We start from the raw sequence: 26,382 nt of genomic DNA, 5'->3' as shown, positions 1-26,382 counted from the left end.
ACGCCGCGCGTGCTCTCTGCAAGGAGAGACTGCAATGACTGACCTCAAGCCGGCGCTGCCGGCGCGTCCCTATTTCTCGTCCGGGCCCTGCGCCAAGCCACCCGGATATGCCCCTGAAAAACTAAGCGTCGAATCGCTCGGCCGGTCGCACCGCGCCAAGATCGGCAAGGCGCGGCTCGGCTACTGCATCGACCTGATGCGCGAAGTGCTGCAGCTTCCCGACACGCACCGCATCGGCATCGTGCCGGGGTCCGACACCGGCGCTTTTGAAATGGCGATCTGGACGATGCTGGGCGCGCGCGGCGTGACCACGCTGGCGTGGGAGAGCTTTGGCGAGGGCTGGGTGACCGACGCGGTCAAGCAGCTGAAAATCGATCCCACGGTTATTCGCGCCGATTACGGCCAGCTGCCCGACTTATCGCAGGTCGACTGGAACGACGACGTGCTGTTCACCTGGAACGGCACCACCAGCGGTGTGCGCGTGCCGAATGCGGACTGGATCGCGGCGGACCGTGCCGGCCTGTCGTTCGCCGACGCCACCAGCGCGGTCTTCGCCTATGACATCGACTGGACCAAGGTCGATGTCGCAACATTCTCGTGGCAGAAGGTGCTGGGCGGCGAGGGCGCGCATGGCGTGCTGATCCTGGGTCCGCGCGCAGTCGAACGGCTGGAAAGCTACACCCCGGCCTGGCCCCTTCCCAAGGTTTTCCGGCTCGTGTCGAAGGGCAAGCTCGCCGAGGGCGTGTTCAAGGGCGAGACGATCAACACCCCGTCGATGCTGGCGGTAGAAGACGCGATCTTCGCGCTCGAGTGGGCACGCTCGGTCGGCGGGCTCGAGGGGCTGCAAGCCCGTTCGGACGCCAATGCCGCCGCGCTCCATGCCATCGTTGCCGCGCGTCCGTGGCTGGGCCACCTCGCCGCCGACCCGGCCAGCCGCTCGAAGACCTCGGTCTGCCTCACGGTCGAAGGCGCGGACGCCGACTTCATCAAGGCCTTCGCCGGCAGCCTCGAAAAGGAAGGGGCCGCTTACGATATCGCCGGCTACCGCGATGCTCCGCCGGGCTTGCGGGTGTGGTGCGGCGCCACGGTCGACACCGCCGATATCGAGGCGCTCGGCCCCTGGCTCGACTGGGCCTGGGCGCAGCTCAAGGCCTGAACGCGGCGACTGCCCCGGACCGGGGTCGGAGCTTCCGCTTTCCCCAATTTACGCCCGCCTGGCAGCGGGGCCCCGGATCGATCCGGGCTGACGAAGGAACCGATTTCATGACCAAGCCCCGTGTCCTCATTTCCGACAAGATGGACCCCAATGCCGCCAAGATCTTTGAAGAGCGCGGCTGCGACGTCGATGTGATTACTGGCGAAACGCCTGAACAGCTGATCGCCCGCATCGGCGATTACGACGGCCTCGCCATCCGCTCGTCCACAAAGGTGACGCCGGCGATCCTCGATGCCGCGACCAACCTCAAGGTGATCGGCCGCGCCGGCATCGGCGTGGACAACGTCGATATCCCCGCGGCGTCGGCCAAAGGCGTGGTCGTGATGAACACCCCGTTCGGCAACTCGATCACGACCGCCGAACACGCCATAGCGATGATCTTCGCGCTCGCCCGCCAGATCCCCGAAGCCAACGCCCAGACCCAGGCCGGCAAGTGGCCGAAGAACGACTTCATGGGGGTCGAGGTCACCGGCAAGACGCTGGGCCTGATCGGTGCCGGCAATATCGGCTCCATCGTCGCGGCGCGCGCGCTCGGCCTTAAGATGAAGGTGGTCGCCTACGATCCTTTCCTCACGCCGGAGCGCGCGATCGAGATGGGCGTGGAAAAGGCCGATCTCGAGACCCTGTTGGCCCGCGCCGACTTCATCACGCTGCATACGCCGCTGACCGACCAGACGCGCAACATCCTCTCTGCCGAGAACCTGGCCAAGACCAAGCCGGGGGTGCGCATCGTCAATTGCGCGCGCGGCGGACTGATCGACGAGGCAGCGCTCAAGGCGGGTCTGGATTCCGGTCATATCGCCGGCGCCGCGCTTGACGTGTTCCAGACCGAGCCGGCCAAGGATTCGCCCCTGTTCGGAACGCCGAACTTCATCTGCACGCCGCACCTGGGCGCCTCGACCACCGAGGCGCAAGTCAACGTGGCGCTGCAGGTGGCCGAGCAGATGGCCGATTACCTGGTCAGCGGCGGGGTCACCAACGCGCTCAACATGCCGTCGCTCTCGGCGGAGGAAGCGCCCAAGCTGCGTCCGTACATGAAGCTGGCCGAGCAGCTCGGCAGCCTGGTGGGCCAGCTGGCGCACGATAACCTGACCCGCATCGCGGTCGAGGTCGAAGGCGCCGCCGCGCAGCTCAACCCCAAACCGATTACCGGGGCGGTGCTGGCGGGCTTCATGCGCCGCTATTCGGACACCGTGAACATGGTCAACGCGCCGTTCCTGGCCAAGGAACGCGGCCTCGACGTGCGCGAGATCCGGCACGACCGCGACGGCGCCTACAACACGCTGGTGCGCGTTACCGTCGGCACGTCGGCGGGCGATCGCTCGGTTGCGGGCACGCTGTTCGGCGCGGACCAGAGCCGCCTGGTGGAAATCTTCGGCGTCGCCATCGAAGCCGAACTGACTGGCTACATGCTCTACATCGTCAACGAGGATGCGCCGGGCTTCATCGGACGGATCGGCACCCTGCTGGGCGAGGCGGGCATCAACATCGGCACCTTCCACCTCGGTCGCCGCGATGCCGGCGGCGAGGCGGTGCTGCTGCTTTCGGTCGACAGCCCGGTGCCCGAGGACGTTCTCAAGGCCGCCTGCGCCCTGCCGGGCGTCAAGATCGTCAAGGCGCTGCGCTTCTAGGGAACCTTGCCGCGCTCGCGGCGCTTCCCTTTCGACAGACCGAGAGGAGCGCCGCGGCCGTGAGCAAGACCCTGAAAGACATCGCCGATATGATGAAGGACGTCGACTTCTGCATGTTGCAGACGGTCGCCGACAATGGCGCCATCGCGGCCCGCCCGATGAGCAACAACCGCGAGGTCGAGTACGACGGCGACGCCTGGTTCTTCTCCAGCGAAGACGCGCTCTCGGTCCGGCATATCCAGACCAACCCCAATGTCGGCCTGTCCTACCAGGGCAGCGCTGGCATTCTCGGCGTGGTCGGCAAGCCGGGCGCCTTCATCCATGTCGAAGCCAAGGCCGAACTCGTTCGCGACAAGGCCGAGCTTGAAAAGCGCTGGCAAAAGGAGCTGGAGCGCTGGTGGCCCGAAGGGCCGTCGACGCCAGGCATCCTCCTGATCAAGGCCCACGCCGGCCGCATCCATTACTGGGACGGCGAGGACCAGGGCGAAGTCCAGCTCTGATCGGCCTTTCGCCGCCGCGCATCTGCCGCTAAGCGGCGGCGCCATGAACGACGCCGACCGCGACCTTTTGCCCGAAGGCCTCGAAGACCGCCTGCCCGCGCAGGCCGCGGCGGCCCAGCGCGCCATGCGCAGCATCCTCGATAGCTGCGACGCGCACGGCTATGACCGGGTATCGCCGCCGTCGATCGAGTTCGAGAAATCGCTCGCCAGCCGGATGGCCGGGGTCGAGCCGCGCCGGATGTTTCGCTTCGTCGATCCCGCCAGCTTGCGCACGCTGGCGCTGCGCAGTGACATCACCCCGCAGGTCGGCCGCATCGCCGCCACCAGCCTGGCGTCGCGCCCGCGCCCGCTTCGGCTGTGCTATGCCGGGCAGGTCGTCACCATCCGCGGCGACGGGCTCGATCCCGCGCGCGAACGCCTGCAGCTTGGCGCCGAACTGATCGGCAGCGACACCGTCGCCGCCGCGGGCGAGATCGTGACGCTGGCGATTGCCGCAGCGCAGGCCGCCGGCGCCACCGGGCTGTCGGTCGATTTCACGCTTCCGGACCTGGTCGATACCCTGGCTGCCGGACCGCTCCCCCTTGCGCCCGAGCGGGTAGCCGCTGTCCGCCGCGAGCTTGACGCCAAGGATGCCGGCGGCCTCGCCGACGTCGGGGGCGAGGCCTATGCCGGGCTGCTTTACGCGGCCGGCCCATTTGCGGCGGCGATCGACCGGCTGGCCGCGATCGATGCCGGCGGCGCGCTCGCCAGCCGGATCCGCGCGCTGAAGGACATCGCCGCGCGCGTTCCGGCCGGGGTGCGCATCACGCTCGACCCCAGCGAGCGGCACGGCTTCGAATACCAGTCGTGGTTCGGCTTCACGCTTTACGCCGAGGGCGTGCGCGGCGCGCTGGGCCGCGGCGGAACGTACCGCATCCTTGGCGCGGCAGACGGTTCGGCGGGCGAGCCGGCGACCGGCTTTTCGCTTTATGCCGATCCGCTGGTGGCGCGCCTCGCCGCCGCGGAGGCGCCGCGCGACCTGCTGTTTCTCCCGCTCGGCCACGATGTCGCCGCCGCTGCGCGGCTGCGCGCGATCGGCTGGCGCACGCTGGCGGCGCTGGGCGAAAACGACGATGCCGCCGCACTGGGTTGTACGCACCGTCTCGACGGATACGATCCGGTGAAGCTCTAGCGCCGCCGCGCTTCAGGCTTCGCCGAACAGGTCGCGCTGGGCTTTTTCCAGTTCCTCGGCATAGCGGCGCCTGACATAGGCGTCGGACAGCAGCCCGATCACCCGCTGGTCGGCATCGACCACCGCCAGCTCGTCCGCCTGCACCGCGTCGAGCCGGCGCAGCACGCCGGTGATGTCCAACTCGGGATTGAGGCTGGCGTCGCGGTGGACGGCGATATCGGCGGCAGGGGTGGCGGGATCGCGACGCTCGTCCCAGGCGGATGCCACCGGCAGGATGCCGGCATAGCGCCCGTCCGCATCGACCAGCACCGCGCGCGTCGCCGAACCCAGCGGAAAGGCGCGGCGAAACGCATCGAGCGGGGTTTCCGCCGCAATCGTGCGGGGGTTGCGGCGCATCATCGATCCCGCGGTCAGGCTGCGCATCCAGCCGACGTCGCGGGCGCTGCGGATCGATTGCCCGCGCAAGTGCAGCCGCCAGGTGGAGAAGCTGAACCCGAACGTTTCGCGCACGATCGTGTTGGCGACCAGCGCGGCCGCGATCACCGCGCCGGTCAACGTGAAGCTGTGCGTGGCTTCCAGCACCAGCATGGCCATGGTCATCGGCCCGCCCACCACCGCGGCCGCCATCGCCGCCATGCCGACCAGCGCGCCGTTGACCGGGTCGAGCATCGGCGCGCCGGCAGCGGTGTCGATTCCCACCGCGAATATGTGGCCCACCAGTGTGCCAAGGAACAGCGACGCGAAGAACAGCCCGCCGCGAAAGCCGAACCCCAGCGACACGACCGAGCTGGCCGCCTTGACCACGAAGATCGTCGCCACGAACAGCAGCGGCGTGTTCACCGCCAGGTCGACGTGCAGCGCGCCGTGGCCCGAGGACAGGACTTGCGGCGAATAGAGCGCCAGCGGGATCAACAGCAGGCCGCCGACCGTGGGGCGGATGTAGGCCGCGTAAGGCAGCTTGCGCGAGGCCTGGTCGGTCAGCGCCACCGCCCGCATCAGCAGGATGCCCAGCACCGCGCAGACCGCCCCCAGCAGGGCGTAGAGCAGGTAGTGGTGGGTTTCGTGAATGCCGCCGTAATCGGCGTCGAGGACATAAGGCTGGATGCCCAGCGTCTGCGCTGTCAGCGCCCCGGCCAGCGACGCCGCCGCGACCGGTGCCAGCGCCGCCGGGGTGTAGGCGCCGATCACGATCTCGAAGGCGTAGAAGGCGCCCGTCAGCGGCGCCCCGAAGGCGGCGGCGATCGCGGCCCCGGCGCCGGCACCGACCAGCACGCGCCAGTCGCCGCGCCGCAGGTTGAGCGCCTGCGCCGCAAGCGACCCGGCCATACCGCCGACCTGGGCATAAGCGGCCTCTAACCCGACCGACGCGCCAAAGCCGTTGGAAATCGCGGTCTGCCCGGCCAGCACGACGCTGTCGCCCGCGCTCATCCGCCCGCCGTGGAGGGCGTTGGCCTCGACCGCGTCGACCATGGCGCGGCGCCTCGACACGGTCAGCAGCCCGAACAGCGTCAGCGCGGCACCGCCCGCGGGCAGCGCCAGCAGGGTGAGCGCGGAGACACTGGGGACCGCGCTCAGGTGCGCGATCGGGCCGAGGTCGTAAAGCAGGTGCTGCAGCGTGCGCGCCACCGCGCCCACCGCGATCGTCGCCAGCGCGGTCAACGCGCCGATCGCCGTAGCGATCGCGATCAGCACCACTTCGCTGACCCGCGCGCGCCGCCGCAGCCAGCGCACGACCGTGGATGGGCGCCTCATCGCTGCGCCAGCCCCGGGTGCCACGGCGGAATCGGCGGCACGAAATCCTCGCGCCGCCAAACCGGGTCGGCGGGCTCCTCGGGGTCCGGCCGCGCGAAGTCGAGATAGCCGAAGCGGGTCGCGATCAGCCGTATCGCCGGATTGGCGATGGCGGTGCGCCCGTGCATGAAGCGCGTGTTGTCGAGCACCAGCAGGTCGCCGCGCTGCCACTCGACGCGCGCCGTCAGCGCATCGCCGGCTGCCTTGATCGCCTGCAACCATTCCTCGGGCACCGGGGTCATGTCGTCGAGAAGTGGAAAATCGCCGCGCCCGTTGGTGAAGCGCGCGAACAGCAGGAAGTTGCCGAACGCGGGGCCATCGGCGAACATCGGCCGGTGCAGGGCGGGGCGGGTGAAATAACGGAAGACCGATCCGTCGGCGCCGCGCGCGAAGCGGTAAGGGCAGCTGGCCGGCGGGTTTGCCAGCAGCGCGTCGCTCGGTTCCGGGGTGCCCAGCCAGTAGGCGAACAGCCCGGGCCAGGTCGGCGCCGGATAGACCAGCCGCCGTCGCTCCAGCCCGGCGCGCACGTCGGCGGGTAGAGCGCGCGCCAGCGCAACACCGTCGCACACGGTGGTGGCGCCTTCGCCGTCGGGCGGGGTCAGGCAGGCGAAAAAGGCGGCATCGGGCTTCCACGGTTCGCGCGAAAGCTCGGGATGGAGCGCAAATGCGTCCTGCCCGCGGTTGACGGTAAAGATCTGCCCCGCCGCGTCGATGGCGTCGCGTCCGGGGGAATCGTTGATCACCGCGGTCCGGCACAATCGGTCGGCCAGGCCGCGCAGCGCGCCGGCATCGACGCCGAAGCCGGTGAACAGCAGCGCTCCGTGCGTCCTGTACGCTGCCACCACGAACGCCTTGTCCAGCGCGGCCAGCGTCTCGCCTGCGTCCGCTTCGATCCGCGCGAAAGGGCGTTCGGGCCGGGGAGGGTCGATGCGGGCCATGACCGGGCGGCGATAGCCGCCCGGCGCGCCGCCCGCTATAGCCCTTCGCATGACGCCGACGCTCGCCGACCTGTTCGTCTCGCCCGATCATTATCTCCATGCGTTCGCGGGCGAGGAGGCGGTGTTCGTGCCGATGGACCCCGCTTCCTACCGCGCCTCGATCTTCCTCGATCACCGCGCCCGCCCGGCACGCGAGGGCGCCTTGCGCGTGCCGATCGACACCCTGCTGGCGCAGCCGGCCGCGCCGCTTGCCGCCAACTGGATCTTCCACGTCGCCCACTGCGGCTCGACCCTGCTGGCGCGCGCGCTGGAAAGCCTGGGTGGCGGCCTGGTGCTGCGCGAACCGCTGGCGTTGCGTCAGGTCGCGGTCGGCCAGGCGGGCGCACTGCTGCCGCTGGCGCTGGCGATGGCGGCCAAGCGCTATCCTGGCGGGAGCGCAACCATCGTGAAGGCCAACGTGCCGGTAAATTTCATGCTCGACGACATCGCGGCGGTGGCAGCCCCGGCAGCGGTAATCCTGCTTTATCACGGCTGGCGCGAATATCTCTCGGCCGTCCTGCGCAGCGCCGATCACCGCGCCTGGCTGCGCGGCGTGGCCGGCGAACTGGCGCCCTCTCTGGGTGACTTGTCAGGCTTGTCCGACGCCGAGTGCGCGGCGGCGCTATGGGCGGCGCAAGTGACGCGCTTTGCCGCCGCCGCCGCGATGCCGCAGGCCCGCGCCCTCGACGCCGACCGCTTCTTCGCGCAGCCTGCCGAGATGCTGGCGGCCGCGGCGCGCCTCTTCGGTATCGAGGCGGAGCCGTCCGCCTTCGCGGCAGTCGTCGCCGGCCCGCTGTTCGCAACGTATTCGAAAAATCCGGATGCGGCCTTTGGCAATGCCGACCGTTTGGCCCGCCGGGCCCGGGCGGAGGCCGACCTGGGCGCCGAACTTGCCGCCGCGGAAGACTGGCTGGCGCATCATGGCGCCGCCGCCGAGGATGCGGTCCGGCAACTCGGAATGGCCGGGCTGGGAGCCTGAACGCGCCGGTTTCCTACTCGGGAACCCTTTGGCACAATCTGGCAATGGATTTTCGCCGCGCCCTCGTTGCCGCTCATTTCTTCGCTGCACCCAAAATTCTGGGCGGCGGGGCAGGTGCTGGGCGCTGGACGGTGTCAAATGTGTCAAGCAGGTGTGGACTTCGTGCCCGCAGGTTGCCCTTCGCGCCGGTGTCTTCTAGGGCGCGCGCGGCTTTTCCGGCTGGAAGGAACTGAAGCTTGGCCAACGTCACCGTGATCGGAGCCCAGTGGGGCGATGAGGGCAAGGGCAAGATCGTCGACTGGCTGGCCAGCCGCGCCGACGCGGTCGTCCGCTTCCAGGGCGGGCATAACGCCGGCCACACGCTGGTGGTCGGCAACCAGACCTACAAGCTTTCGCTGCTGCCTTCGGGCATCGTCACCGGCACGCTGTCGATCATCGGCAACGGCGTGGTGCTCGATCCGTGGCATCTAAAGGCGGAGATCGCCAAGCTCGAAGGCCAGGGCGTGACGATCAACGCCGAAAACTTCGCCATCGCGGACAATTGCGCGCTGATCCTGCCGCTGCACCGCGATCTCGATGGCCTGCGCGAGACCGCCGCCGGGTCGGGAAAGATCGGCACCACCGGGCGCGGCATCGGGCCGGCGTACGAAGACAAGGTCGGCCGCCGCGCCATCCGCGTCTGCGACCTCGCTCACCTCGATTCGCTCGACGCCCAGCTGGACCGGCTTTGCGCGCACCATGACGCGCTGCGCGCCGGTTTCGGCCAGCCGCCGGTCGATCGCCAGGCGCTGCTGGCCGAACTGCGCGAGATCGCGCCTTCGGTGCTGCAATTCGCGCAGCCCGTGTGGAAGCGCCTCAAGAAGGTCCGCAAGGCGGGCGCGCGCATCCTCTTCGAAGGTGCGCAGGGGGTTCTGCTCGACGTCGATCACGGCACGTATCCGTTCGTCACCAGTTCTAACACGGTCTCTGGCACCGCGGCCAGCGGATCGGGCCTCGGCCCCAGCGCGGCCGGCTTCGTGCTCGGCATCGTCAAGGCTTACACCACCCGCGTCGGCAGCGGGCCGTTCCCGACCGAACTGGCCGATGCCACCGGACAGAAGCTGGGCGAACGCGGCCACGAATTCGGCACGGTAACCGGCCGCAAGCGCCGCTGCGGCTGGTTCGACGCGGTGCTGGTCCGCCAGTCTTGCGCCATTTCGGGCGTCACCGGCATCGCGCTGACCAAGCTCGACGTGCTCGACGGTTTCGAGACCGTCAGGATCTGCACCGGCTACCGCCTGCGCGGCAAAGTGCTCGACTACCTTCCCAGCCACGCCGCCGACCAGGCCGCCGTGGAGCCGATCTACGAGGAGATGGAAGGCTGGAGCGGGACTACCGCCGGCGCCCGCTCGTGGGCCGACCTGCCCGCCCAGGCGATCAAGTATATCCAGCGGGTCCAGGAGTTGATCGAAACGCCGGTCGCGCTCGTTTCGACCAGCCCCGAACGTGAGGACACGATCCTTGTGCGCGATCCCTTCGTGGACTGAACCCGCCCCACGGCCCAACCTTCTTGACTTGATCTTTGTTTGTTCTACTCCTGTTCGTATAAATACGGAGTCGGACCATGGTGCAAGCCGCTTTCGCCCATCCCTCTGCGCCTGCCGCCATGGCGGCGCTGCCACTGACGGTGGCGATCTTTGCCGACCGGCAGGATGTGCGGGAGGAGCTGCAGGACGATGCCCGCGTCGCCGGATTGCGGATCGGCGAAACCTCGCCGCTCGCGTCCCTGCTTGAAGGCGAGGCGCGTCCGCTCGGCGATCTGGTGCTGGTGGATTGCCCCGCGATCGACGCGGCGACGCTGGCCGCGCTGGTCCGACTCGACCTCAGGGCCGAACGTGCAGCCGCGCGACTGGTCGTGGCGACGAGCCTGGCCGCGCTTGACGACGTGTTCGCCTGTCTCGACCGATCGGGGGCGCAAATCCTTGTCGCGCCTGCCCGTGCCGAGCGTAGCGTCGCACTGGCGCGCGCCATCGCGGCGGCTTCGGCGGGCCGCCTGCGCGACCTCTCGGAGGACGAGCGGCTGACCCTGCTGCGCCTGACCGAGCAGGTCGGGATGATGGCGCGCAAGCTAGACCGGCTGAGCGGGGATGAAGACGGCGATGTCGGTGCGTTCGCGTTCAACGCGCCGCGTCGCGGTTTTCGCGGCGCGCCGGACGGCTCCGCCGCGCTTGTGCGCGCCAGCCGCCCGCCGCTTCCCGATGCGCGGCTGGTGCGCAAGATCATCGCCCAGCGCCAGGCACGGGCGAAATTCTTCGAGCCGAGCCTGTTTGCGGACCCGGCGTGGGACATCTTGCTCGACCTGACCGCCGCCCGGGTCGAGCATATCCGCGTCTCGGTCACCAGCCTGTGCATCGCGGCCGCCGTCCCTCCAACGACGGCGCTGCGCTGGATCGCCCAGATGACCGAGGCCGGCCTGCTCGAGCGTGTGGAAGACGAGTCCGACAGGCGCCGCGCCTTCATCCAGTTGTCCGACACGGCAGCCGACGCGATGGCGGCCTACTTCGCCTCGCTGGGGCGCGGCGCGGGCAGCCTCGCGTGACGCTTTCCTTGCCGCGCGCGGCGCGCTAAGGGCGGCGCGGCCTGTGCACGACGGGGGCGGTTAGCTCAGTTGGTAGAGCATCTCGTTTACACCGAGAGGGTCGGGGGTTCGAGCCCCTCACCGCCCACCACAGCGTAACGGACGCGAAGCAAGGTCAGCGCCGCAGAGAGCGCCGTCTTGCCACTGCATGGTGGTGTGTGATCGCGGCAAAGCCAGCCGCGTCACTTCGCTTCCGCAAGCAGCTTTTCCGTTTCGGCGCTGCTCCAGTCGTGGCCGCCGGTAAGGCGCCAGACTTCGCGGCCTTGCGAATCGTAATAGATGGTCGTCGGCAGGGTCTGCACGCCGTATTGGGTCGACAAATCGTTCTGCGGATCGAGCCAGCCGGGCAGTGCCGCTGCGCCGTGATCGGCAAGGAAGCGGGCGACCTTCTCGGGCTGGCCGAGGTCCTGCGACACGGTGATGACGCCGACCTTCCCGCTCGACGCCAGCTTGGCCAGCGCGGGGAGTTCCGCCACGCAGGGCGCGCACCAGGTTGCCCACAGATTGAGCAGGAACGGCTTGCCCGTCTGCTTGGTCAGCATCGCCTCCTTGCCGGCTGCATCCTTGAGCGCGAATTCTGGCAGTTGGCTGCCCTTGTGGGTTCGGTCGATCAGCGCGCTTTCGTTCGGCGCCGCGGAGGGTGCGGCGTTGGGCGTTGCGGCGGCAGTGGACGCCGATGTGGCGGCCTGCCGCGGTTGCGCCTCATCCTCCTTGCCCCTATCGCACCCGGCGATCAGGAACAGGCCAAGGGCGGCGAGCGTGAGCGAGCGGGACGAGGACATGACGGGGGGCGGCTCCAATGCGATGTGGGGCGGGCGCTTCGCCGAAGGGCCGGCATCGATCATGCGCGAGATAAACGCCTCCATTCCCTTCGACAAGGCGCTGTGGCGCCAGGACATCGCCGCGTCAAAGGCGCACGTGGCGATGCTCGGCGCGCAAGGCATCGTCGCTGCTGGCGATGCCGCCGCCATCGCCGCCGGGCTGGACCGCGTCGCAGCGGAGTACCAGGCCAACGGCGTGCCCGAGGACTGGGACCTCGAGGATATCCACATGACCACCGAAAGCCGCCTGGCCGAACTGGTCGGTCCGGTCGCCGGACGCCTGCACACCGCGCGCAGCCGCAACGACCAGGTAGCGACCGACTTCCGCCTCTGGGTTCGCGACGCAATCGATCATGTCGACGGCGCGCTCGCCGCGCTCCAGGTCGCGCTCGTCACCCGCGCGGGCGAGCACGCCGACGCGATCATGCCGGGCTTTACGCACCTGCAGACGGCGCAGCCGGTCACGCTGGGCCATCACCTGATGGCCTATTACGAGATGCTGCGGCGCGATCGCTCGCGCTTTGCCGACGCGCGCGCGCGGTTGAACGAATGCCCGCTCGGCTCGGCGGCGCTCGCGGGGACGGGCTTCCCGATCGACCGTAACGCCACCGCTGCCGCGCTCGGTTTTGCGCGGCCAACCGCCAACAGCCTCGATGCCGTGTCCGACCGCGATTTTGCGCTCGATTACCTTCAGGCCGCGGCCCAGTGCGCGCTGCACTTGTCGCGGCTGGCTGAAGAACTGGTGCTGTGGGCCAGTCAGCCGTTCGGGTTCGTAACCCTGCCCGACAGCCTGTCGACCGGCAGTTCGATCATGCCCCAGAAGAAGAATCCTGACGCGGCGGAACTGGTGCGGGGCCATTCGGGCCGAATCGTCGGCTGCCTTACCGCGCTGATGGTGACCATGAAGGGCCTGCCGCTGGCATATTCCAAGGACATGCAGGACGACAAGCCACCGGTCTTCGAGGCAGCATCTCTGCTCGGCCTCAGCCTGGCGGCGATGACCGGCATGATAGCGGGCGCAGCGTTTCGCACCGAGCGGATGCGCGCCGCCGCCGAACTCGGCTACGCGACCGCCACAGACCTCGCCGACTGGCTCGTGCGCCAGGCCGACGTCCCTTTTCGCGAGGCTCACCACATAACCGGCGCCGCGGTGAAGCTGGCGGAGAGCCGCGGCGCCGCGCTCGACGCGCTTTCGCTTGGCGATCTCCAGGCGATCGACGCACGGATCGATGCGCGCGTGTTTTCGGCCCTTTCGGTCGACGCGTCCGTCGCCGCGCGCGCCAGCCATGGCGGAACCGCGCCGGCCGAGGTAAGCAAGCGCGTTGCCGAGGCGCGGACCGCGCTGGGGCTGGAGTAACACCATGCGCCGCCTGCTTATTTTCGCTGCCCTTTTGCCGCTGGCTGCTTGCGGCCAGCGCGCTGAACTGCGCCCGCCGGCGGGTACGCAGCAACCCGTCGCATATGGTGCGGGCGAGGCTGAGAGCGCCGACCGGCTGCTGACTCCGCCGCCCCAGGCCGGGGCCGAGCGCAACGTCGAGCTGCGCCGCCGGTCCGAGCGCCGCGCCGATGATCCCTTCGACCTGCCCCCGCCCGAAGGACCGGGCCTGCAGCCGGTCCCGTTGCCGAGCTCCTCGCCGGCCACGCCCGCGCCGCCGCAGCCCACGCCAACGGCCTGAGCGGGGAAGGCGAATGGACGATTTCGCGATCCGGGGCGGCGTCCTCCATGTCGAGGACGTGCCGCTGCCCGCCATTGCCGAGGCGGTCGGCACGCCCGTCTACGTCTACTCCTGCCGCACGCTGGCGCGGCACGCGCGGGTCTTTCGCAACGCCCTCGCAGCACTGCCAAGTGTGCACCTGGCATTCGCGGTCAAGTCCAATCCCAACCTTGCGGTTCTCAAGGTCCTGCAACGCGAGGGTTACGGGGCAGATGTCGTCTCGATCGGTGAGATGCGCCGGGCGCTTGCCGCCGGGATGCCCGCGGCGGACATCGTGTTCTCCGGCGTCGGCAAGACCGCGGCCGAGATGGTCGAGGCGCTCGAGGCCGGGCTCGGCCAGTTCAACGTCGAGAGCGAGGAAGAGGGCGCGGAGCTCGCCGCGCTGGCCGCCGCGCGCGGACTGATCGCCACCGCCACCCTGCGGGTGAATCCGGACGTCGATGCCGGAACCCATGCCAAGATCTCCACCGGCAAGGCCGACAACAAGTTCGGCGTGCCTTATGACCGGGCCGCGGCGATCTACACGCGGCTGGTGGCACTGCCCGGCTTGGGCCTGCGCGGGCTGGCGCTCCACATCGGCAGCCAGATTGCCGACCTTGGACCCAGCGAACGCGCCTTCACCCGCATGGGGGCCTTGATGCAGGACTTGCGCAGTGCCGGGCACGTCATAACCCACATGGACCTCGGCGGTGGCCTGGGCGTGCCCTACAGGGCCGGCGACGACCTGCCGACGCCTGCCGACTACGGCGCGATGGTCGCGCGCGTTTGCGGGGGCTGGGACGTGACCCTGATGTTCGAGCCGGGCAGAGTCATCACCGGCAATGCCGGCGTTCTGCTGACTGAGGTAATCCGCGTCAAGGAAGGGGTCAATGCACCGTTCGTGGTCGTCGATGCGGCAATGAACGACCTGGCGCGGCCGGCGATGTACGATGCCTGGCACGATTTTGCCGCCGTGCGCCCCAGCGGCGAGACGATGCTGGCCCACGTCGTGGGCCCGATCTGCGAAAGCTCGGACACCTTCGCCATGAACCGCACGATAGACCGGGTTGTGGCAGGCGACCTGGCGGTGTTTCGCACCGCCGGTGCTTACGGCGCAACGATGGCGAGTACGTACAACTCGCGCCCGCTTGTGCCTGAAGTGCTGGTCGACGCAGATCGCTGGGCCATCGTTGCCGACCGCATCGATCCCGCCGCCATCCTCGCTGCAGAGCGGGTTCCCGCTTGGCTGGGATGATGGTGTCGTGGGGATGACGGGCGGCGTTCTGCCGCTGTTTCACCGCGTGGCAGGGCGCCCGGTGATCGTGGCGGGCGAGGGCGAAGCGGCCGATGCCAAGCGCCGCCTGGTCGAGCGGATGGGCGGGCTGGTAGTCGCTGCAAACGATTCCGCAGCACGACTGGCGTTCGTCGCCGGAGACGATGCCGAGAACTTGGCCACCGCGCTGCGCAGCCGCGGCCTGCTGGTCAATGTCGTCGACCGTCCGGAGCTTTGCGACTTCACGACGCCATCGCTTCTCCAGCGCGGCGCGGTGACGGTGGCTGTGGGCACCGGCGGCGTTTCGGCCGGGCTTGCCAAGGCGCTGCGGCTCAGGCTCGATGCGCTGCTGCCAGCGACGCTTGGCGACCTTGCCGCTGCACTCGGCGGGGCCCGGGCCGCGCTGCGGCGGCGCTGGCCCGACGCCGCCGATCGCCGGCGCGCGCTCGACGCCGCGCTGGTGGAAGGCGGCCCGCTGGACCCGCTGGCCGACTACCGCGGCGGTATCGGTGCGTGGATCGGCGGCGCGCCGCACACCGGGGCAAGCGTGCAAGAGTTCATCTTCACGGGCGCTGATCCAGACGATTTGACCCTGCGCCAGGCGCGCTGGCTCGGGACCGCGGACATGGTCGCGCACGAACCGGGCCTGCCGGCGGGCCTGCTCGACCGTGCACGCGCCGATGCCGTTCGCACCGCGCTCGCCCCCGGAGCACCCGCGCCAACGTGTCCCGGCAGGGTGGTCGTGATCCGTACAGCGCGCTGATTACGATGTTTTAATTTAGCATCTGCAGGGCTGGCGACGATGCCGTGGGCGTGGGGCATGGGACCCCGCGCTACACATGGGACGATTTCGACATGACTTTACCCAAGATCGACTTGTCCGCGTTGCCGGACCTCGACCAGATGACCGGTGTTTTCGGCAGCCTGGCTCATCCGGCGCAGGCGCTGCAATCGGACGATACCGTGATCGTGATCATGGTTTACGTTTACGATATCCTTTTGCCCTGAGCCGAAAGGCGACCGCGGTGGAGGTGCGATTCGAACTGGCGGCGCTGACGCGGGACCTGGTTCCGCTGCGGCGCGCGCAGGCGTGCCTCGCCGCGGCGCTGGCCGAGTGGCGAGAGGCGCGCGGTGACGCGTGGGAAAGGGCGCTCGCGGCGTTCGCGCAGGGCGCCGATCCGCGCGACCTGCCGCCGCTGGCGAAAATCCTGGCGCCGGACTTCGATGGCGCGCCCATCGCCGCGCTGGTGACATCGATTGCCGCAATTCTTGCCGAGAACCCGCTGGGACTTGTGCCGCTGCGCCATCATTGCGACGACGGCATGGCGTCGCTGGTTCTGGCGCGTGCAGGGGGGGCGAGCCTTTCGCTCCAGGCGCTCGACGGTTCGGCACTGGCACCGCCGCCGCCGACGATCAGTTTCGCGCCAACCGAGACCTGGGACCGCGTCCTGGCCGGGCACGCCGACGTCGAGACGATCGCCGCGATGCCGGTCGGACCCGACCTGGTGGCGCTGACCGCTCAACGTTCGCGCCTCGCACCCGGCGCCGTGTGCTGCCGCGACGGGCGAACCGAAGCGCAAACCTATCTGGCGATTGACCCGGTGTTGGTGGTGTTGCGGCTTCAGCGCCGCCATCCCGGCGCATTGCCCACCCTCGAGTATCGCCGAGCCGATGGCGTCCTGGTGCACCGCGCCGCGGGCAATCCGCGCGATTCGCGCTTCGAACTGGTCGCCGCGCTGCTTGGCGCGATGGAGCGAGGCGATGCGGCACCGACGCTTGCGGCGATCGCGCGTGAGGGCGGGACGGCATCAATGCGCTGGCAGGCGCTGCGGCAAGCGCTTGCGCTCGACAGCGCCCGCGGCTTCGCCGCGCTGACCGACATCGCCGCCGATCCCGACGACGCGTTGGCCGCGCCGGCCGGCGCGCTCCTGGCGCAGCTGCGCGTGCTTCATCCGGAGCTGGCCGCATGCCCCGCGTGATCGAACCTGGCCAGACGCGGACGGCATCGCTTGCCGAGACTATCGAGGCGCTGACTGGCACCGGTTTCAATCCGGGCGACGAGGCCAGTTTGCTTCACGCCGCCGGATGGCTGCAGCGGCTCGCTCTCGACCCGCGGTTCCTCGCCGACTACATCCTGGCGGAGCTGGCCGAGCGCCACACCGATGACCCGTTCGAAAGCGGATACGGCCCGCAGGTGATGATGCTTTCGCCGCCGCGCGGCGATTTCTTCATTCGCGCCAACATCTGGCCGTCCGCGAATGAGACGATGCTGCGCGCGTCGGGCGGAGCCAGCTTCGTTTACGGCCTGCCGCATGACCACAACTTCGACTTCCTGACGGTCGGATATTTCGGCCCGGGCTACTGGAGCGATTACTACGAGTACGACTACGGCGCGGTCGCGGGCGCGCGCGGAGAGCCGGTGCCGTCAATGCACTTCGTCGAGCGCAGCCGCCTGGAGCCTGGCAAGGTTATGCACTACCGCGCCCACCGCGACATCCACGCACAGCATCCGCCCGATGCGCTGTCGGTCTCGCTCAACATCATGCACACCGCGCCGGCCCGGACATGGCATGACCAGTACAGCTTCGACCTGACGGACCGCACGGTCGGCCGGATCGTCAGCAGCCGGTCGAGCGAGGCATTCCTGCGCATTGTCGCGGCGCTGGGCGGCGAAGAGGGCCTCGACCTTGCGCACCGTTTCGCGGCTTCCCACCCGAGCGACGCGATGCGGCTCTGCGCTTTGGGAGCATTGGCGGCGCGTGAAAGCGATCCGCGCGCGCGCGACGCGGTCTGGGCGCGGGGCGAGGGCAGCGGCAGCCGCCTTGTCGCCACCGAGGCCCGGCGCCGCCGCATGGCGCTTGGCGCCTAGCGCCAGAGGCCGAGTTCGCTCAGCGCCAGCGCCAGCGAGGCGACGTGAAGGCCCTGGGTGATCGTGCCGGCGCGCGCCATTCGCGCGGCCTCCGCAGCGGGAACCAGTTCGACCGCGATGCGCTCCATCGGGTCATCGGCGGGCGCGGACTGATAAAAGGCGCCCAGCGCCAGGACCGTGTGCGCCAGCGTCGGCTGCCGGGCCGAATTGGCGGGCAGAGCGGGCAGGGCGCGCCATTCGCGGGCGCCGTAGCCGGTCTCTTCCAGCAGCTCGCGGCGGGCCGCATCTAAAGGGCCCTCCCCCTGATCGACGTGGCCGCTTGGCAACTCGTGGCTGATCGCGCGCGCGCCGTGGCGATAGAGGCGGATGGTGACGACCTCGAGTGCATCGGTCACAGCAACGACCTGCACCCAGTCGCCCGCCTCGATCACGTAATAGGGATCGATGCGGGCGCCCTCATCGGTCTCGCAGGTGTCGGCACGCAAGCGCAGCCAGCGGTCGGCATGGACGATGCGGCTCGCAAGGACCCGCCATGGCTTAGGCGTGATCATGCCAGTCCACCTGCGAGCGCGTCGATCGCGCCTTGCAGGATCACGGCGGCGGCGGCCGCGTCGATCCGCTCCTTGCGGCGCGCGCGGCTCATGTCCTGGGCGATCAGGTCACGCTCGGCTGCACTGGTCGACCAGCGTTCGTCCCACAGCAACACCGGCAAGCTCATTGCGGCGGCGAGGTTGCGGGCGTAGGCGCGGCTTGACTGGCTGCGCGGGCCCTCGCTGCCATCCATGTTGCGCGGCAGTCCGATCACGAAGCCGCGCACCGATCGTTCGCGCGCCAGCCCCGCCAGCACCTCGCGGTCGGCACCGAACTTGCCGCGCACGAGAGTCTTGCCGGGGCTGGCGAACCGCCAGCCGGCATCGCAGAAGGCCGTGCCGATCGTCTGGGTGCCAAGGTCGATGCCAAGCAGCGCGCCGCCGTCGGGCATCACGGCGCGAAACGCCGCGACGTCCTCGGTTATCACGGCTTCCACGCGTTCACCCGCGCCGTCACGTCGGCGCGCAAGTTGGCCCAGAACAGCGGGATGTCGTACACGTGGTAGTTGTTGCCGGGCAGCACGAACGGCCCCATCGCTGCCGGCTCTCCGATCGACAGCAGCCCGTCGCGGCGGCAGGTGGCGGGCACCAGCCCCGGCATGAGCGTTCCGCTGCTCATCGCGGTGTCAGGGACCAGCGTGCCGAGGTTGGCGCTGGCCGGCGCGCTTCCGCCCAGGCCGCCGGTCAGCGGGTTGAAGCACAGCACGCCGCTGCCCTTGTAGGTTTCGCCGCCCGGCGCCGATTGCGCTTCCCAGGCATCGCGGATCATGACGGGATCCGCCGGTTCTGCGAAGGACAGGTAGCTGGCGACGCATCCTGGCTTTCCGGCCCGGTCGCAGGCCGGAAGGCCAAGGCCCGGAAGGTCGTGCTCGGGCGAAATCGGCCAGCCGATCGCGTAAGCGGCGGCAACGCGTCGGGCGACGGGCTTGCCCGCGACATCCTCGCGCAGCAAGCGCAGCAGGTGCAGCGCGCCCTGGCTGTGTCCGACCAGGACGATCGGCTTGTCCGCCGGCACTTCGGCCAGGAAGCGCCGGAAGGCGAGGCGGACGTCGGCATAGGCGAGGTCGAGGGCGAATTTCGCCGCCGGCTCGTCGGTCAGGAAAGCGCCGAGCGCGGCCTGGCGGTAGCGCGGCGCATAGAGCAGCGGCGCGCCGGCAAACGGGCTTGCCAGCCCGCGCAGGAACACCTTCGCGCGCGCCTGCGAATCGGCATCGTCGAGGGGCGCGTTCCAGTGATCCTTCGCCAGGTAGCTGGTCGGGTGGATGAAGAAGACCGCCGCATCAAGGGGCGCCGGAGCGGGCGCGCCGGCGGGTTGGAAACGGGCCGGATCGTCGGGCTTGCCGGGATAGGACAGCCACATCCGGCGGTCGGCATAGACATCGGCGGCCAGCGGCGGTTGCGGTTCGAACCGGGTCTTGGGCACGAAAGCGACGCGTGACAGGGCACCGGGATAAAACTGAAGCGCCAGCCGGCCCCCCAGGTAGATCAGGATCCCGGCCAGGACCAGGTAGAGGAACTTGCGCGCCATCGTCGATTCAGCCGGCCAGGGCGTTCTGCTTGTCGGCGTGGCGTTCAAGCGCGATCTTGATCATCGCGACCAGCGGATCGGCCAGCGCCAGTCCCAGAATGCCGAACAGCGCCCCCATCACCAGCTGCGCCGCCAGGACCAGCGCCGGGGCCAGGTCGACGGTCTTCTTGGCGACCAGCGGGATGATCACGTTTGAATCGAGGAACTGCACCCCGATGTAAACGGCAACGCAGTACAGCCCCATGTCGGTTCCCCCGGAGAACCCGACCAGGACCATCAACGCGCCCGAAATCGGCGCGCCGATGTTGGGGAGGAATGCCAGCAGCCCTGTCAGCAGTCCCAGCAGGCCCGCCAGCGGAACTCCGTAGATGGCCAGCAGCAACCCGGTCGCGACCCCTTCGATCACCATGCCCAGGATGCGGCCGAACATCAGCATGCGCAGCGCCTTGCCCATCAGGGCTGCGGTTTCATGGAAATGATCGCGCTGCGCCGCGGGCATCATCCAGGCGATACCGCGCTGGTACAGGCGCGGCTCGGCGGCGATGTAGACCCCCAGGACGGCGATCAGGAACAGCGTGGTTAGCCCGCCGATGATTCCGCCCACCGCGCCCATGACCTGCCCGACACTGCCGAATCCCTTGGTGACGAGGGCCTGTACGCTGCCGAAATCGACCTCGATACCGCGCTGGTTAAGCCACCCGATGACGCGAATCGCCTGCTCCTTGACGGTAACCTGCAGTAGCGCCGCCTCGGCCGCGATCTGGCCGCCGGCATAGACCAGCACCCAGCCGAGGAAGGCGACCCCGGCGAGCACCACCACCGTCACCCGTACCCCGCGCGGCAGCGGGACGGCGCGGCCCAGCAAGCGTGCGCCGCCATCGACGATGGCGGCAAAGACCATTCCCGCGAAGACCACCAGCAGCGGTTGCGCGGAGAAGACTGCAAATACGATCAGCGCGGCCAGGCCCAGCCACACGATCGCCTTCTTTGCCTCGGTCTTCAGCAGGGGGTCGGCAATGTCGGTCGGCCCGGCCTCGCCGGTCGCGGCGGCCTCGATCTCGCCTTTCGGCACCGCAGACTTGCGCGCGCCTGGCTTGTTCGGCGCGGTCTTGCGCGGCGCGGGCTTTCGCGGCGCGGCCCTTGACGTCGTCATCGCGTTCCCCCGTGTTCAGGGCGCAGCGACGTCATCGCCCGCCCCGATCGCAGCGCCGCCAACCAGCTCAGCGGGTTCCAGCTTTCCTGGCCGTCCCAGGAAAAGGTCAGGAACTCGGCTCGGCCGCCGATGTCGGACAGCGGTACCGGCCCGCCCAGCCCGTTTGCATAGGCGGGAACGCGGCTGTCGGCGGAATGGTCGCGGTTGTCGCCCATCAGGAAGACGTGGCCATCGGGCACGACGATCTCGCCCATGTCGTCCCACGGCTGCCGCGCGGTATCCAGCGTCAGGTAAGTCGCGCCGTTCGGCAAGGTTTCGCGCAGCGTCGGCGGTTCGTAAACCTGGCGGCCGGACGGCATGCGGGTCAGCCACTGGGCGAAGGCGTCGTAGCAGGGCTGGCCGTCGCAGCGCAGTTCGGGATCGGCGGGAATCTGGACGGGTGGCTCGACCGCCTGTGGTACCGGCACGCGATTGAGGATGATCTGGCCACCGTGCACCGCGATCCGGTCGCCCGGAAGTGCCACCACGCGCTTGATAAGGTCGTCGGTGCGGCCGCGCGGCACCACGATGACGATGTCGCCATACTGCGGCGTCTTGCCGGCGATGCGCCAGCCTCCCCGCGGAAAGACATGGAACGACAGCGACGACCAGTTCCAGCCATAGGGAAACTTCGACACCACCAGCCGGTCGCCCACCAGCAGGTTGGGCATCATCGAGATCGACGGGATATAGAACGGCTTGGCTACGAAGCTGTGAAACGCCAGCACTGCCAACAGCATCAACGCCAGGCCGCGGACTTCGGCCAGCCAGTCGACCTTTTCCTTTACGGGCGCGGACTCTGCCTTTTGCCGGGTCGTCACGTCTTCATTCACAGCAGGCGGGCCTCGATCACGACAAAAGCCTGCGCCCACGGGTGGTCGTCGGTCAGGGTCAGGTGGATGACGGCCTCATGCCCCGGCGGGGTGATCGCCGCAAGCCGCGCGGCCGCGCCGCCCGCAAGCGCCAGCGTCGGCGCGCCCGAGCGGGCGTTGACCACGCCGATGTCCTTCATGAAGACGCCGGCCTTGAATCCGGTGCCGACGGCCTTGGAATAAGCTTCCTTCGCGGCGAAGCGCTTCGCCAGCGTCCCCGCCTTGGTGAACGGGCGGCGTGCGGCCTTGGCCCGTTCGACGTCAGTGAAGACGCGGTTTTCGAAACGATCGCCGAAACGGTCGAGCGAGTTCCGGATTCGCTCGATATTGCAGAGGTCCGAGCCGAGGCCGATGATCACCGCGCGTCGTCCATCAGGCCGCGCATGCGGGTAACGGCGCTTTCAAGCCCGACGAAGATCGCCTCGCCAATCAGGTAGTGGCCGATGTTGAGCTCGGCCAACTGGGGAATCGCGGCGATCGGCTGGACATTCTCATAAGTCAGGCCGTGGCCGGCGTGGGGTTCGATGCCGTTCTTGGCGGCCAGCGCGGCCATGTCGGCGATGCGCTTCAGTTCGGCGGCTACCTGATCGCCCTCGGCGTGGGCGTATTCGCCGGTGTGGAACTCGACGACCGGTACGCCGAGGCGCAGCGCGGCGTCGAGCTGGCGCGGGTCCGGGGCAATGAACAGGCTGACGCGGATGCCGGCATCGCCAAGGCGGCTTACGATGGGCGCGAGCCGGTTATGCTGGCCGGCGGCGTCGAGCCCGCCCTCGGTCGTGCGCTCCTCGCGGCGTTCGGGGACGATGCAGGCGGCGTGCGGCTTGTGGCGCAGCGCGATCGCCAGCATCTCGTCGGTAGCGGCCATCTCCAGGTTAAGCGGTAGGTCGGTAGCGGCCTGGATGCGGGCCAGGTCCTCGTCGCGGATGTGGCGGCGATCCTCGCGCAAGTGCGCGGTGATGCCGTCGCCGCCGCACTGCGCAACGATCTGTGCGGCGCGCACCGGATCGGGGTGGTCGCCGCCGCGCGCATTGCGGATCGTGGCGACGTGATCGATGTTGACGCCCAGCCTGAGCGGATTGGGATGGAGACCGCCGCTCACGGCTTTGCCCGGCTGCCCGGCTTGATCGCGGGCGTGGCGGCAAGGGCGGGCGGCACCTCGTCCGGCGCGTACGTCGGGAAATCGAAGGCGACCAGTGCGGTGAAGGGCACGCCGAAAGTGGCGCTGCCGTTCGACCGGTCGACCAGCGCGCAGGCGCCGATGACCTGCCCGCCGGCGGCCTCGATCGCGGCAATTGCCTCACGGCTTGACAGCCCGGTAGTGACGACGTCCTCGACCATCAGCACCCTGGCGCCGGGTTCGAGGGCGAAGCCGCGGCGCAATTCGAAAGTGCCGGTCGGCCGTTCGACGAACAGCGCGTCCTTGCCGAGCGCGCGGCCCATCTCGTGGCCGATGATGACCCCGCCCATCGCCGGCGAGACAACCACGTCGATGGCAGCACGAACGCCAGCGGGAAGCTTGGCTGCCAGGGCCTCGGCCAGGCGCGCGGCGCGGGCCGGATTCATCAGCACGCGGGCGCATTGCAGGTAGTGCCCGCTATGCCGTCCCGACGAGAGCAGGAAATGCCCTTCGAGCAGCGCCTCGCTGCTGCGAAATTCCTCCAGGACTTCGTCGTCGGTCAGCATCGTCGGTCGCACGGCTCCGGTGGCGGTGAAATTTCCCCCTAGAGGCGCTTGAGATGCCCGGCAAGCGCGCGTATAGGCCGCCCAAATCGACCCGAGGGGGCGGATGGGGGGACCGTTCGTCCGCATATTCAGCGAACCGGAAAGCGAACCCGTGACCATTACCAAGACCGGCCGAATTGCCCGATTTGCCGCGCCGCTGGGCGCGCTGCTGCCGCAGGCCGCCATGGCCGCCGCCCCGGTGGCGACTGCCGTCCCGGTCGCCGCTCCCAGCGTTGCCGCCACCGCCGCCGCCAGCCCGGCCGCGACCGCCAGCGCTGCGGCCGGTTCCTACACCCCGATGATCCCCACCCCCGGCGTCGGCATGCCGACCCCGGGCGGCTGGACCTTCCAGCAGCAGTTCTCGGCCAACGGCGAATACGCGCTGTGGATGCACAACGCGATCCTGATGCCGGTGATCACGATCATTTCGCTGTTCGTGCTCGGCCTGCTGCTGTGGGTGGTCGCGCGTTATAACCGCAAGGCGAACCCGGTTCCCTCGCGCACCAGCCACAACACCCTGCTGGAAGTCGTGTGGACGCTTCTTCCGGTGCTGATCCTGGTCGGTATCGCGGTGCCCTCGATCGATTTGCTGGCCAAGCAGTACAAGCCCGCCCCGGCTGGCGCGCTGACCGTGAAGGCAACGGGCAACCAGTGGTTCTGGACCTACGACTACCCCGATAACGGCGGCGTCCAGATCATTTCGAACATGCTCAAGGAGCAAGGAACCGCCGATGGCGACGCCAAGCCGGGTGAGCGTTTCCGCACCGATGCCGACGGTCCCAAGCAGCTTGCGGTCGACAACCGCCTGGTCCTGCCGGTGGGAGAGCCGATCCGCATCCAGACCACCGGCGCCGACGTGATCCACTCGTTCGCGGTGCCGTCGCTGTGGTTCAAGCTCGACGCTGTGCCCGGCCGCATCAACGAGAAGGTCCTCCTGATCGAGAAGCCGGGCGTCTATTTCGGCCAGTGCTCGGAACTGTGCGGGATTCGTCACGGCTATATGCCGATCGTGGTCGAAGCGCTGCCCCGGCCCCAGTTCAATGCCTGGCTGCTGTCGCAGGGCGGCACCATTTCCGGCACGAAGCCGGCCGCGGCTCCCGCTGCGGCAGCGCCCGCCGCTGCCGCTCCGGCCGCCGGCGCGACTCCGGCGTCGACCGCCTCGCCGGCTCCGACCGCGTCCGCCAGCGCCGCTCCCGCCGCCTGATTTCAACGAATTCGCTAAGAAGGTAAGCCCCGATGGCCACCACCGCCGACCACTTCCAGGCTCATGATCACGGCGATCACGCCCACCACGATCATGACCACAAGCCGTCGTTCTTTGCGCGGTGGTTCATGTCCACCAACCACAAGGACATCGGCACGCTCTACATGATCTTCGCGATCACCGCGGGCGTGATCGGCGGCGCGGTCTCGGGCATCATGCGCCTTGAGCTGGCGCACCCGGGCATCCAGTACCTCGGCCACGTGGCCAGTTTCCTGGGCGAGCCCGATGCCGGCTTCGATGCGCAGCTGCACCTGTGGAACGTGCTGATCACCGCGCATGGTTTGATCATGATCTTTTTCATGGTCATGCCGGCGATGATCGGCGGGTTCGGCAACTGGTTCGTGCCGCTGATGATCGGCGCGCCCGACATGGCGTTCCCGCGCATGAACAACATCAGCTTCTGGCTGACGGTGGCCGGTTTCTGCAGCCTGATGATCTCGGCCTTCGTACCCGGCGATGCCACCGGCAACGGTGCCGGCATCGGCTGGACCGCCTATGCCCCGCTATCTACATACGGCGCGCAGGGGCCCGCGGTCGATTTCGCGATCTTTGCGCTTCACCTTGCGGGTGCGGGCTCGATCATGGGCGCGATCAACTTCATCACCACCATCTTCAACATGCGCGCGCCGGGGATGACCCTGCACAAGATGCCGCTGTTCGTGTGGTCTATGCTGGTTACCGCCTTCCTTCTGCTGCTGGCGCTGCCGGTGCTGGCCGCGGGCATCACGATGCTGATCACCGACCGTAATTTCGGCACGACGTTCTTCGACCCGGCCGGCGGCGGCGACCCGATCCTGTTCCAGCACCTGTTCTGGTTCTTTGGCCACCCGGAAGTCTACATCATGATCCTGCCGGGTTTCGGCATGATCAGCCAGATCGTCTCGACCTTCTCGAAGAAGCCGGTGTTCGGCTACCTGGGCATGGCTTACGCGATGGTCGCCATCGGCGTGGTCGGGTTCATCGTGTGGGCGCACCACATGTACACCACCGGCCTTAGCGTGAACACGAAGATGTACTTCACCGCCGCCACGATGGTGATCGCGGTGCCCACCGGCATCAAGATCTTCTCCTGGATCGCGACGATGTGGGGCGGCAGCCTGACCTTCAAGAGCCCGATGGTCTGGGCGCTGGGCTTCATCTTCCTGTTTACCGTCGGCGGCGTGACCGGCGTGGTGCTGGCCAACGGCGGCATCGACGATAACCTGCAGGACACGTATTACGTGGTGGCGCACTTCCACTACGTGCTGAGCCTCGGTGCGGTGACCTCGCTGTTCGCGGGCTTCTTCTACTGGTTCCCGAAGATGAGCGGGAAGATGCACTCCGAATTCCTGAGCCACCTGCAGTTCTGGGTGTTCTTTGTCGGCGTGAACCTGATCTTCTTCCCCATGCACTTCCTGGGGCTCCAGGGCATGCCGCGCCGTTACCCGGACTACACCCCGGCGTTCGAGCAGTGGAACCACGTCGCCACGATCGGCTACATGGTGATGGCGACGTCGATCGTGATCTTCTTCGTCAACATCATCTACGCCTTCACCGCCGGCAAGAAGGCCGCGGACAATTACTGGGGCGAAGGCGCAACGACGCTGGAGTGGACGTTGAGCAGCCCGCCGCCGTTCCACCAGTTCGAGACGCTGCCGGTGATCGAGGATACCCATCACCACTGATCCTGCGCTTG

Annotated in this window: 27 protein-coding genes and 1 tRNA gene; 17 read left to right on the top strand and 11 right to left on the bottom strand. The window is 68.7% G+C overall.

All coding sequences use genetic code 11. The features are described 5' to 3' along the window. The first annotated feature begins 34 nt into the window (after positions 1-34). The 4 genes from ACOYW6_RS06405 to ACOYW6_RS06390 all read left to right on the top strand — a co-directional run bounded on the left by ACOYW6_RS06405 (position 35) and on the right by ACOYW6_RS06390 (position 4,518). Positions 35-1,156 (top strand): phosphoserine transaminase, encoded by a 1,122-nt coding sequence (locus ACOYW6_RS06405; protein WP_423142974.1) that lies wholly within the window; start codon positions 35-37, stop codon positions 1,154-1,156. Positions 1,157-1,263: 107 nt separating this feature from the next. Continuing rightward, on the top strand, positions 1,264-2,847 hold the full coding sequence (gene serA / locus ACOYW6_RS06400) for a phosphoglycerate dehydrogenase (RefSeq protein WP_423142973.1): 1,584 nt from the start codon (positions 1,264-1,266) through the stop codon (positions 2,845-2,847). A 59-nt stretch (positions 2,848-2,906) separates the two neighbouring features. Further along, positions 2,907-3,347, top strand: coding sequence for a pyridoxamine 5'-phosphate oxidase family protein (locus ACOYW6_RS06395; protein WP_423142972.1), 441 nt, complete (start codon positions 2,907-2,909; stop codon positions 3,345-3,347). A gap of 43 nt (positions 3,348-3,390) precedes the next feature. Continuing rightward, a complete protein-coding gene (locus ACOYW6_RS06390) occupies positions 3,391-4,518 on the top strand; it encodes an ATP phosphoribosyltransferase regulatory subunit (RefSeq protein ID WP_423142971.1) in 1,128 nt (375 codons plus the stop codon). Positions 4,519-4,530: 12 nt separating this feature from the next. On the opposite strand, the gene ACOYW6_RS06385 is transcribed toward ACOYW6_RS06390, so the two are convergent. Beyond that, positions 4,531-6,270 (bottom strand): chloride channel protein, encoded by a 1,740-nt coding sequence (locus ACOYW6_RS06385; RefSeq protein WP_423142970.1) that lies wholly within the window; start codon positions 6,268-6,270, stop codon positions 4,531-4,533. Then, the gene (locus ACOYW6_RS06380; RefSeq protein ID WP_423142969.1) at positions 6,267-7,298 is read right to left on the bottom strand and encodes a TauD/TfdA family dioxygenase; all 1,032 of its coding nucleotides are present in this window, start codon (positions 7,296-7,298) and stop codon (positions 6,267-6,269) included. The genes ACOYW6_RS06385 and ACOYW6_RS06380 overlap by 4 nt, the downstream gene beginning before the upstream one ends. Between ACOYW6_RS06380 and ACOYW6_RS06375 the strand changes: the two genes are divergently transcribed. The 4 genes from ACOYW6_RS06375 to ACOYW6_RS06360 all read left to right on the top strand — a co-directional run bounded on the left by ACOYW6_RS06375 (position 7,297) and on the right by ACOYW6_RS06360 (position 10,973). After that, complete coding sequence (locus tag ACOYW6_RS06375; RefSeq protein ID WP_423142968.1) at positions 7,297-8,265, top strand: hypothetical protein; 969 nt, start codon at positions 7,297-7,299, stop codon at positions 8,263-8,265. The two genes, ACOYW6_RS06380 and ACOYW6_RS06375, sit on opposite strands and share 2 nt — an antisense overlap. A gap of 236 nt (positions 8,266-8,501) precedes the next feature. Further along, positions 8,502-9,791 (top strand): adenylosuccinate synthase, encoded by a 1,290-nt coding sequence (locus ACOYW6_RS06370; protein ID WP_423142967.1) that lies wholly within the window; start codon positions 8,502-8,504, stop codon positions 9,789-9,791. Between the two features lie 77 nt (positions 9,792-9,868). Then, positions 9,869-10,843, top strand: a complete 975-nt coding sequence (locus tag ACOYW6_RS06365) for a winged helix DNA-binding protein (RefSeq protein ID WP_423142966.1) — start codon at positions 9,869-9,871, stop codon at positions 10,841-10,843. 54 nt (positions 10,844-10,897) lie between these two features. Further along, positions 10,898-10,973 (top strand) — tRNA-Val (locus tag ACOYW6_RS06360). A gap of 91 nt (positions 10,974-11,064) precedes the next feature. Here ACOYW6_RS06360 and ACOYW6_RS06355 read toward each other — a convergent pair. Further along, positions 11,065-11,664 (bottom strand): TlpA family protein disulfide reductase, encoded by a 600-nt coding sequence (locus ACOYW6_RS06355; RefSeq protein WP_423142965.1) that lies wholly within the window; start codon positions 11,662-11,664, stop codon positions 11,065-11,067. A 22-nt stretch (positions 11,665-11,686) separates the two neighbouring features. Here ACOYW6_RS06355 and argH point away from each other — a divergent pair, with 22 nt between their 5' ends. From argH to ACOYW6_RS06320, 7 genes are all read left to right on the top strand, one after another. Next, positions 11,687-13,060: an argininosuccinate lyase gene (gene argH / locus ACOYW6_RS06350; RefSeq protein WP_423143078.1), complete on the top strand. Its 1,374-nt coding sequence runs from the start codon at positions 11,687-11,689 to the stop codon at positions 13,058-13,060. A 4-nt stretch (positions 13,061-13,064) separates the two neighbouring features. After that, complete coding sequence (locus tag ACOYW6_RS06345) at positions 13,065-13,379, top strand: hypothetical protein (RefSeq protein ID WP_423142964.1); 315 nt, start codon at positions 13,065-13,067, stop codon at positions 13,377-13,379. A gap of 13 nt (positions 13,380-13,392) precedes the next feature. Then, a complete protein-coding gene (lysA, locus tag ACOYW6_RS06340; protein WP_423142963.1) occupies positions 13,393-14,652 on the top strand; it encodes a diaminopimelate decarboxylase in 1,260 nt (419 codons plus the stop codon). A 13-nt stretch (positions 14,653-14,665) separates the two neighbouring features. Then, entirely contained in the window at positions 14,666-15,433 is a 768-nt protein-coding gene (locus ACOYW6_RS06335) for a precorrin-2 dehydrogenase/sirohydrochlorin ferrochelatase family protein (RefSeq protein WP_423142962.1), read from the top strand. Between the two features lie 92 nt (positions 15,434-15,525). Next, positions 15,526-15,678 carry a hypothetical protein gene (locus ACOYW6_RS06330; RefSeq protein ID WP_423142961.1) on the top strand — a complete coding sequence of 51 codons (153 nt, stop codon included), beginning with the start codon at positions 15,526-15,528 and terminating at the stop codon, positions 15,676-15,678. A 17-nt stretch (positions 15,679-15,695) separates the two neighbouring features. Beyond that, the gene (locus ACOYW6_RS06325) at positions 15,696-16,649 is read left to right on the top strand and encodes a hypothetical protein (RefSeq protein WP_423142960.1); all 954 of its coding nucleotides are present in this window, start codon (positions 15,696-15,698) and stop codon (positions 16,647-16,649) included. Next, on the top strand, positions 16,637-17,539 hold the full coding sequence (locus tag ACOYW6_RS06320) for a transposase (RefSeq protein WP_423142959.1): 903 nt from the start codon (positions 16,637-16,639) through the stop codon (positions 17,537-17,539). The genes ACOYW6_RS06325 and ACOYW6_RS06320 overlap by 13 nt, the downstream gene beginning before the upstream one ends. On the opposite strand, the gene ACOYW6_RS06315 is transcribed toward ACOYW6_RS06320, so the two are convergent. From ACOYW6_RS06315 to pyrE, 8 genes are read right to left on the bottom strand one after another with little or no spacing between them, the layout of a single operon-like run. After that, positions 17,536-18,090, bottom strand: coding sequence for an NUDIX hydrolase (locus ACOYW6_RS06315; RefSeq protein ID WP_423142958.1), 555 nt, complete (start codon positions 18,088-18,090; stop codon positions 17,536-17,538). The two genes, ACOYW6_RS06320 and ACOYW6_RS06315, sit on opposite strands and share 4 nt — an antisense overlap. Further along, positions 18,087-18,521: a Holliday junction resolvase RuvX gene (gene ruvX, locus ACOYW6_RS06310; protein ID WP_423143077.1), complete on the bottom strand. Its 435-nt coding sequence runs from the start codon at positions 18,519-18,521 to the stop codon at positions 18,087-18,089. The genes ACOYW6_RS06315 and ruvX overlap by 4 nt, the downstream gene beginning before the upstream one ends. Before the next feature lie 32 nt (positions 18,522-18,553). Continuing rightward, the gene (locus ACOYW6_RS06305; RefSeq protein ID WP_423142957.1) at positions 18,554-19,657 is read right to left on the bottom strand and encodes a DUF3089 domain-containing protein; all 1,104 of its coding nucleotides are present in this window, start codon (positions 19,655-19,657) and stop codon (positions 18,554-18,556) included. A gap of 7 nt (positions 19,658-19,664) precedes the next feature. Next, positions 19,665-20,810 carry an AI-2E family transporter gene (locus ACOYW6_RS06300; protein WP_423142956.1) on the bottom strand — a complete coding sequence of 382 codons (1,146 nt, stop codon included), beginning with the start codon at positions 20,808-20,810 and terminating at the stop codon, positions 19,665-19,667. After that, the gene (gene lepB / locus ACOYW6_RS06295; protein ID WP_423142955.1) at positions 20,807-21,670 is read right to left on the bottom strand and encodes a signal peptidase I; all 864 of its coding nucleotides are present in this window, start codon (positions 21,668-21,670) and stop codon (positions 20,807-20,809) included. Before lepB ends, ACOYW6_RS06300 begins: the two co-directional genes overlap by 4 nt. Positions 21,671-21,678: 8 nt before the next feature. Then, positions 21,679-22,080, bottom strand: a complete 402-nt coding sequence (gene acpS, locus ACOYW6_RS06290; RefSeq protein ID WP_423142954.1) for a holo-ACP synthase — start codon at positions 22,078-22,080, stop codon at positions 21,679-21,681. Next, complete coding sequence (locus ACOYW6_RS06285; protein WP_423142953.1) at positions 22,077-22,820, bottom strand: pyridoxine 5'-phosphate synthase; 744 nt, start codon at positions 22,818-22,820, stop codon at positions 22,077-22,079. Before ACOYW6_RS06285 ends, acpS begins: the two co-directional genes overlap by 4 nt. Then, positions 22,817-23,401, bottom strand: a complete 585-nt coding sequence (pyrE, locus tag ACOYW6_RS06280; RefSeq protein WP_423143076.1) for an orotate phosphoribosyltransferase — start codon at positions 23,399-23,401, stop codon at positions 22,817-22,819. Before pyrE ends, ACOYW6_RS06285 begins: the two co-directional genes overlap by 4 nt. 154 nt (positions 23,402-23,555) lie before the next feature. Here pyrE and coxB point away from each other — a divergent pair, with 154 nt between their 5' ends. Further along, the gene (coxB, locus tag ACOYW6_RS06275; protein WP_423142952.1) at positions 23,556-24,647 is read left to right on the top strand and encodes a cytochrome c oxidase subunit II; all 1,092 of its coding nucleotides are present in this window, start codon (positions 23,556-23,558) and stop codon (positions 24,645-24,647) included. A gap of 32 nt (positions 24,648-24,679) precedes the next feature. Then, on the top strand, positions 24,680-26,371 hold the full coding sequence (gene ctaD, locus ACOYW6_RS06270) for a cytochrome c oxidase subunit I (RefSeq protein WP_423142951.1): 1,692 nt from the start codon (positions 24,680-24,682) through the stop codon (positions 26,369-26,371). The last annotated feature ends 11 nt before the right edge of the window (positions 26,372-26,382 follow it).

The organism is Parablastomonas sp. CN1-191, from assembly GCF_049354825.1.
Lineage (GTDB): Bacteria > Pseudomonadota > Alphaproteobacteria > Sphingomonadales > Sphingomonadaceae > Novosphingobium.
Note: the sequence above shows the minus strand (reverse complement) of the source record. Positions and strands in the feature narration are given on the sequence as shown.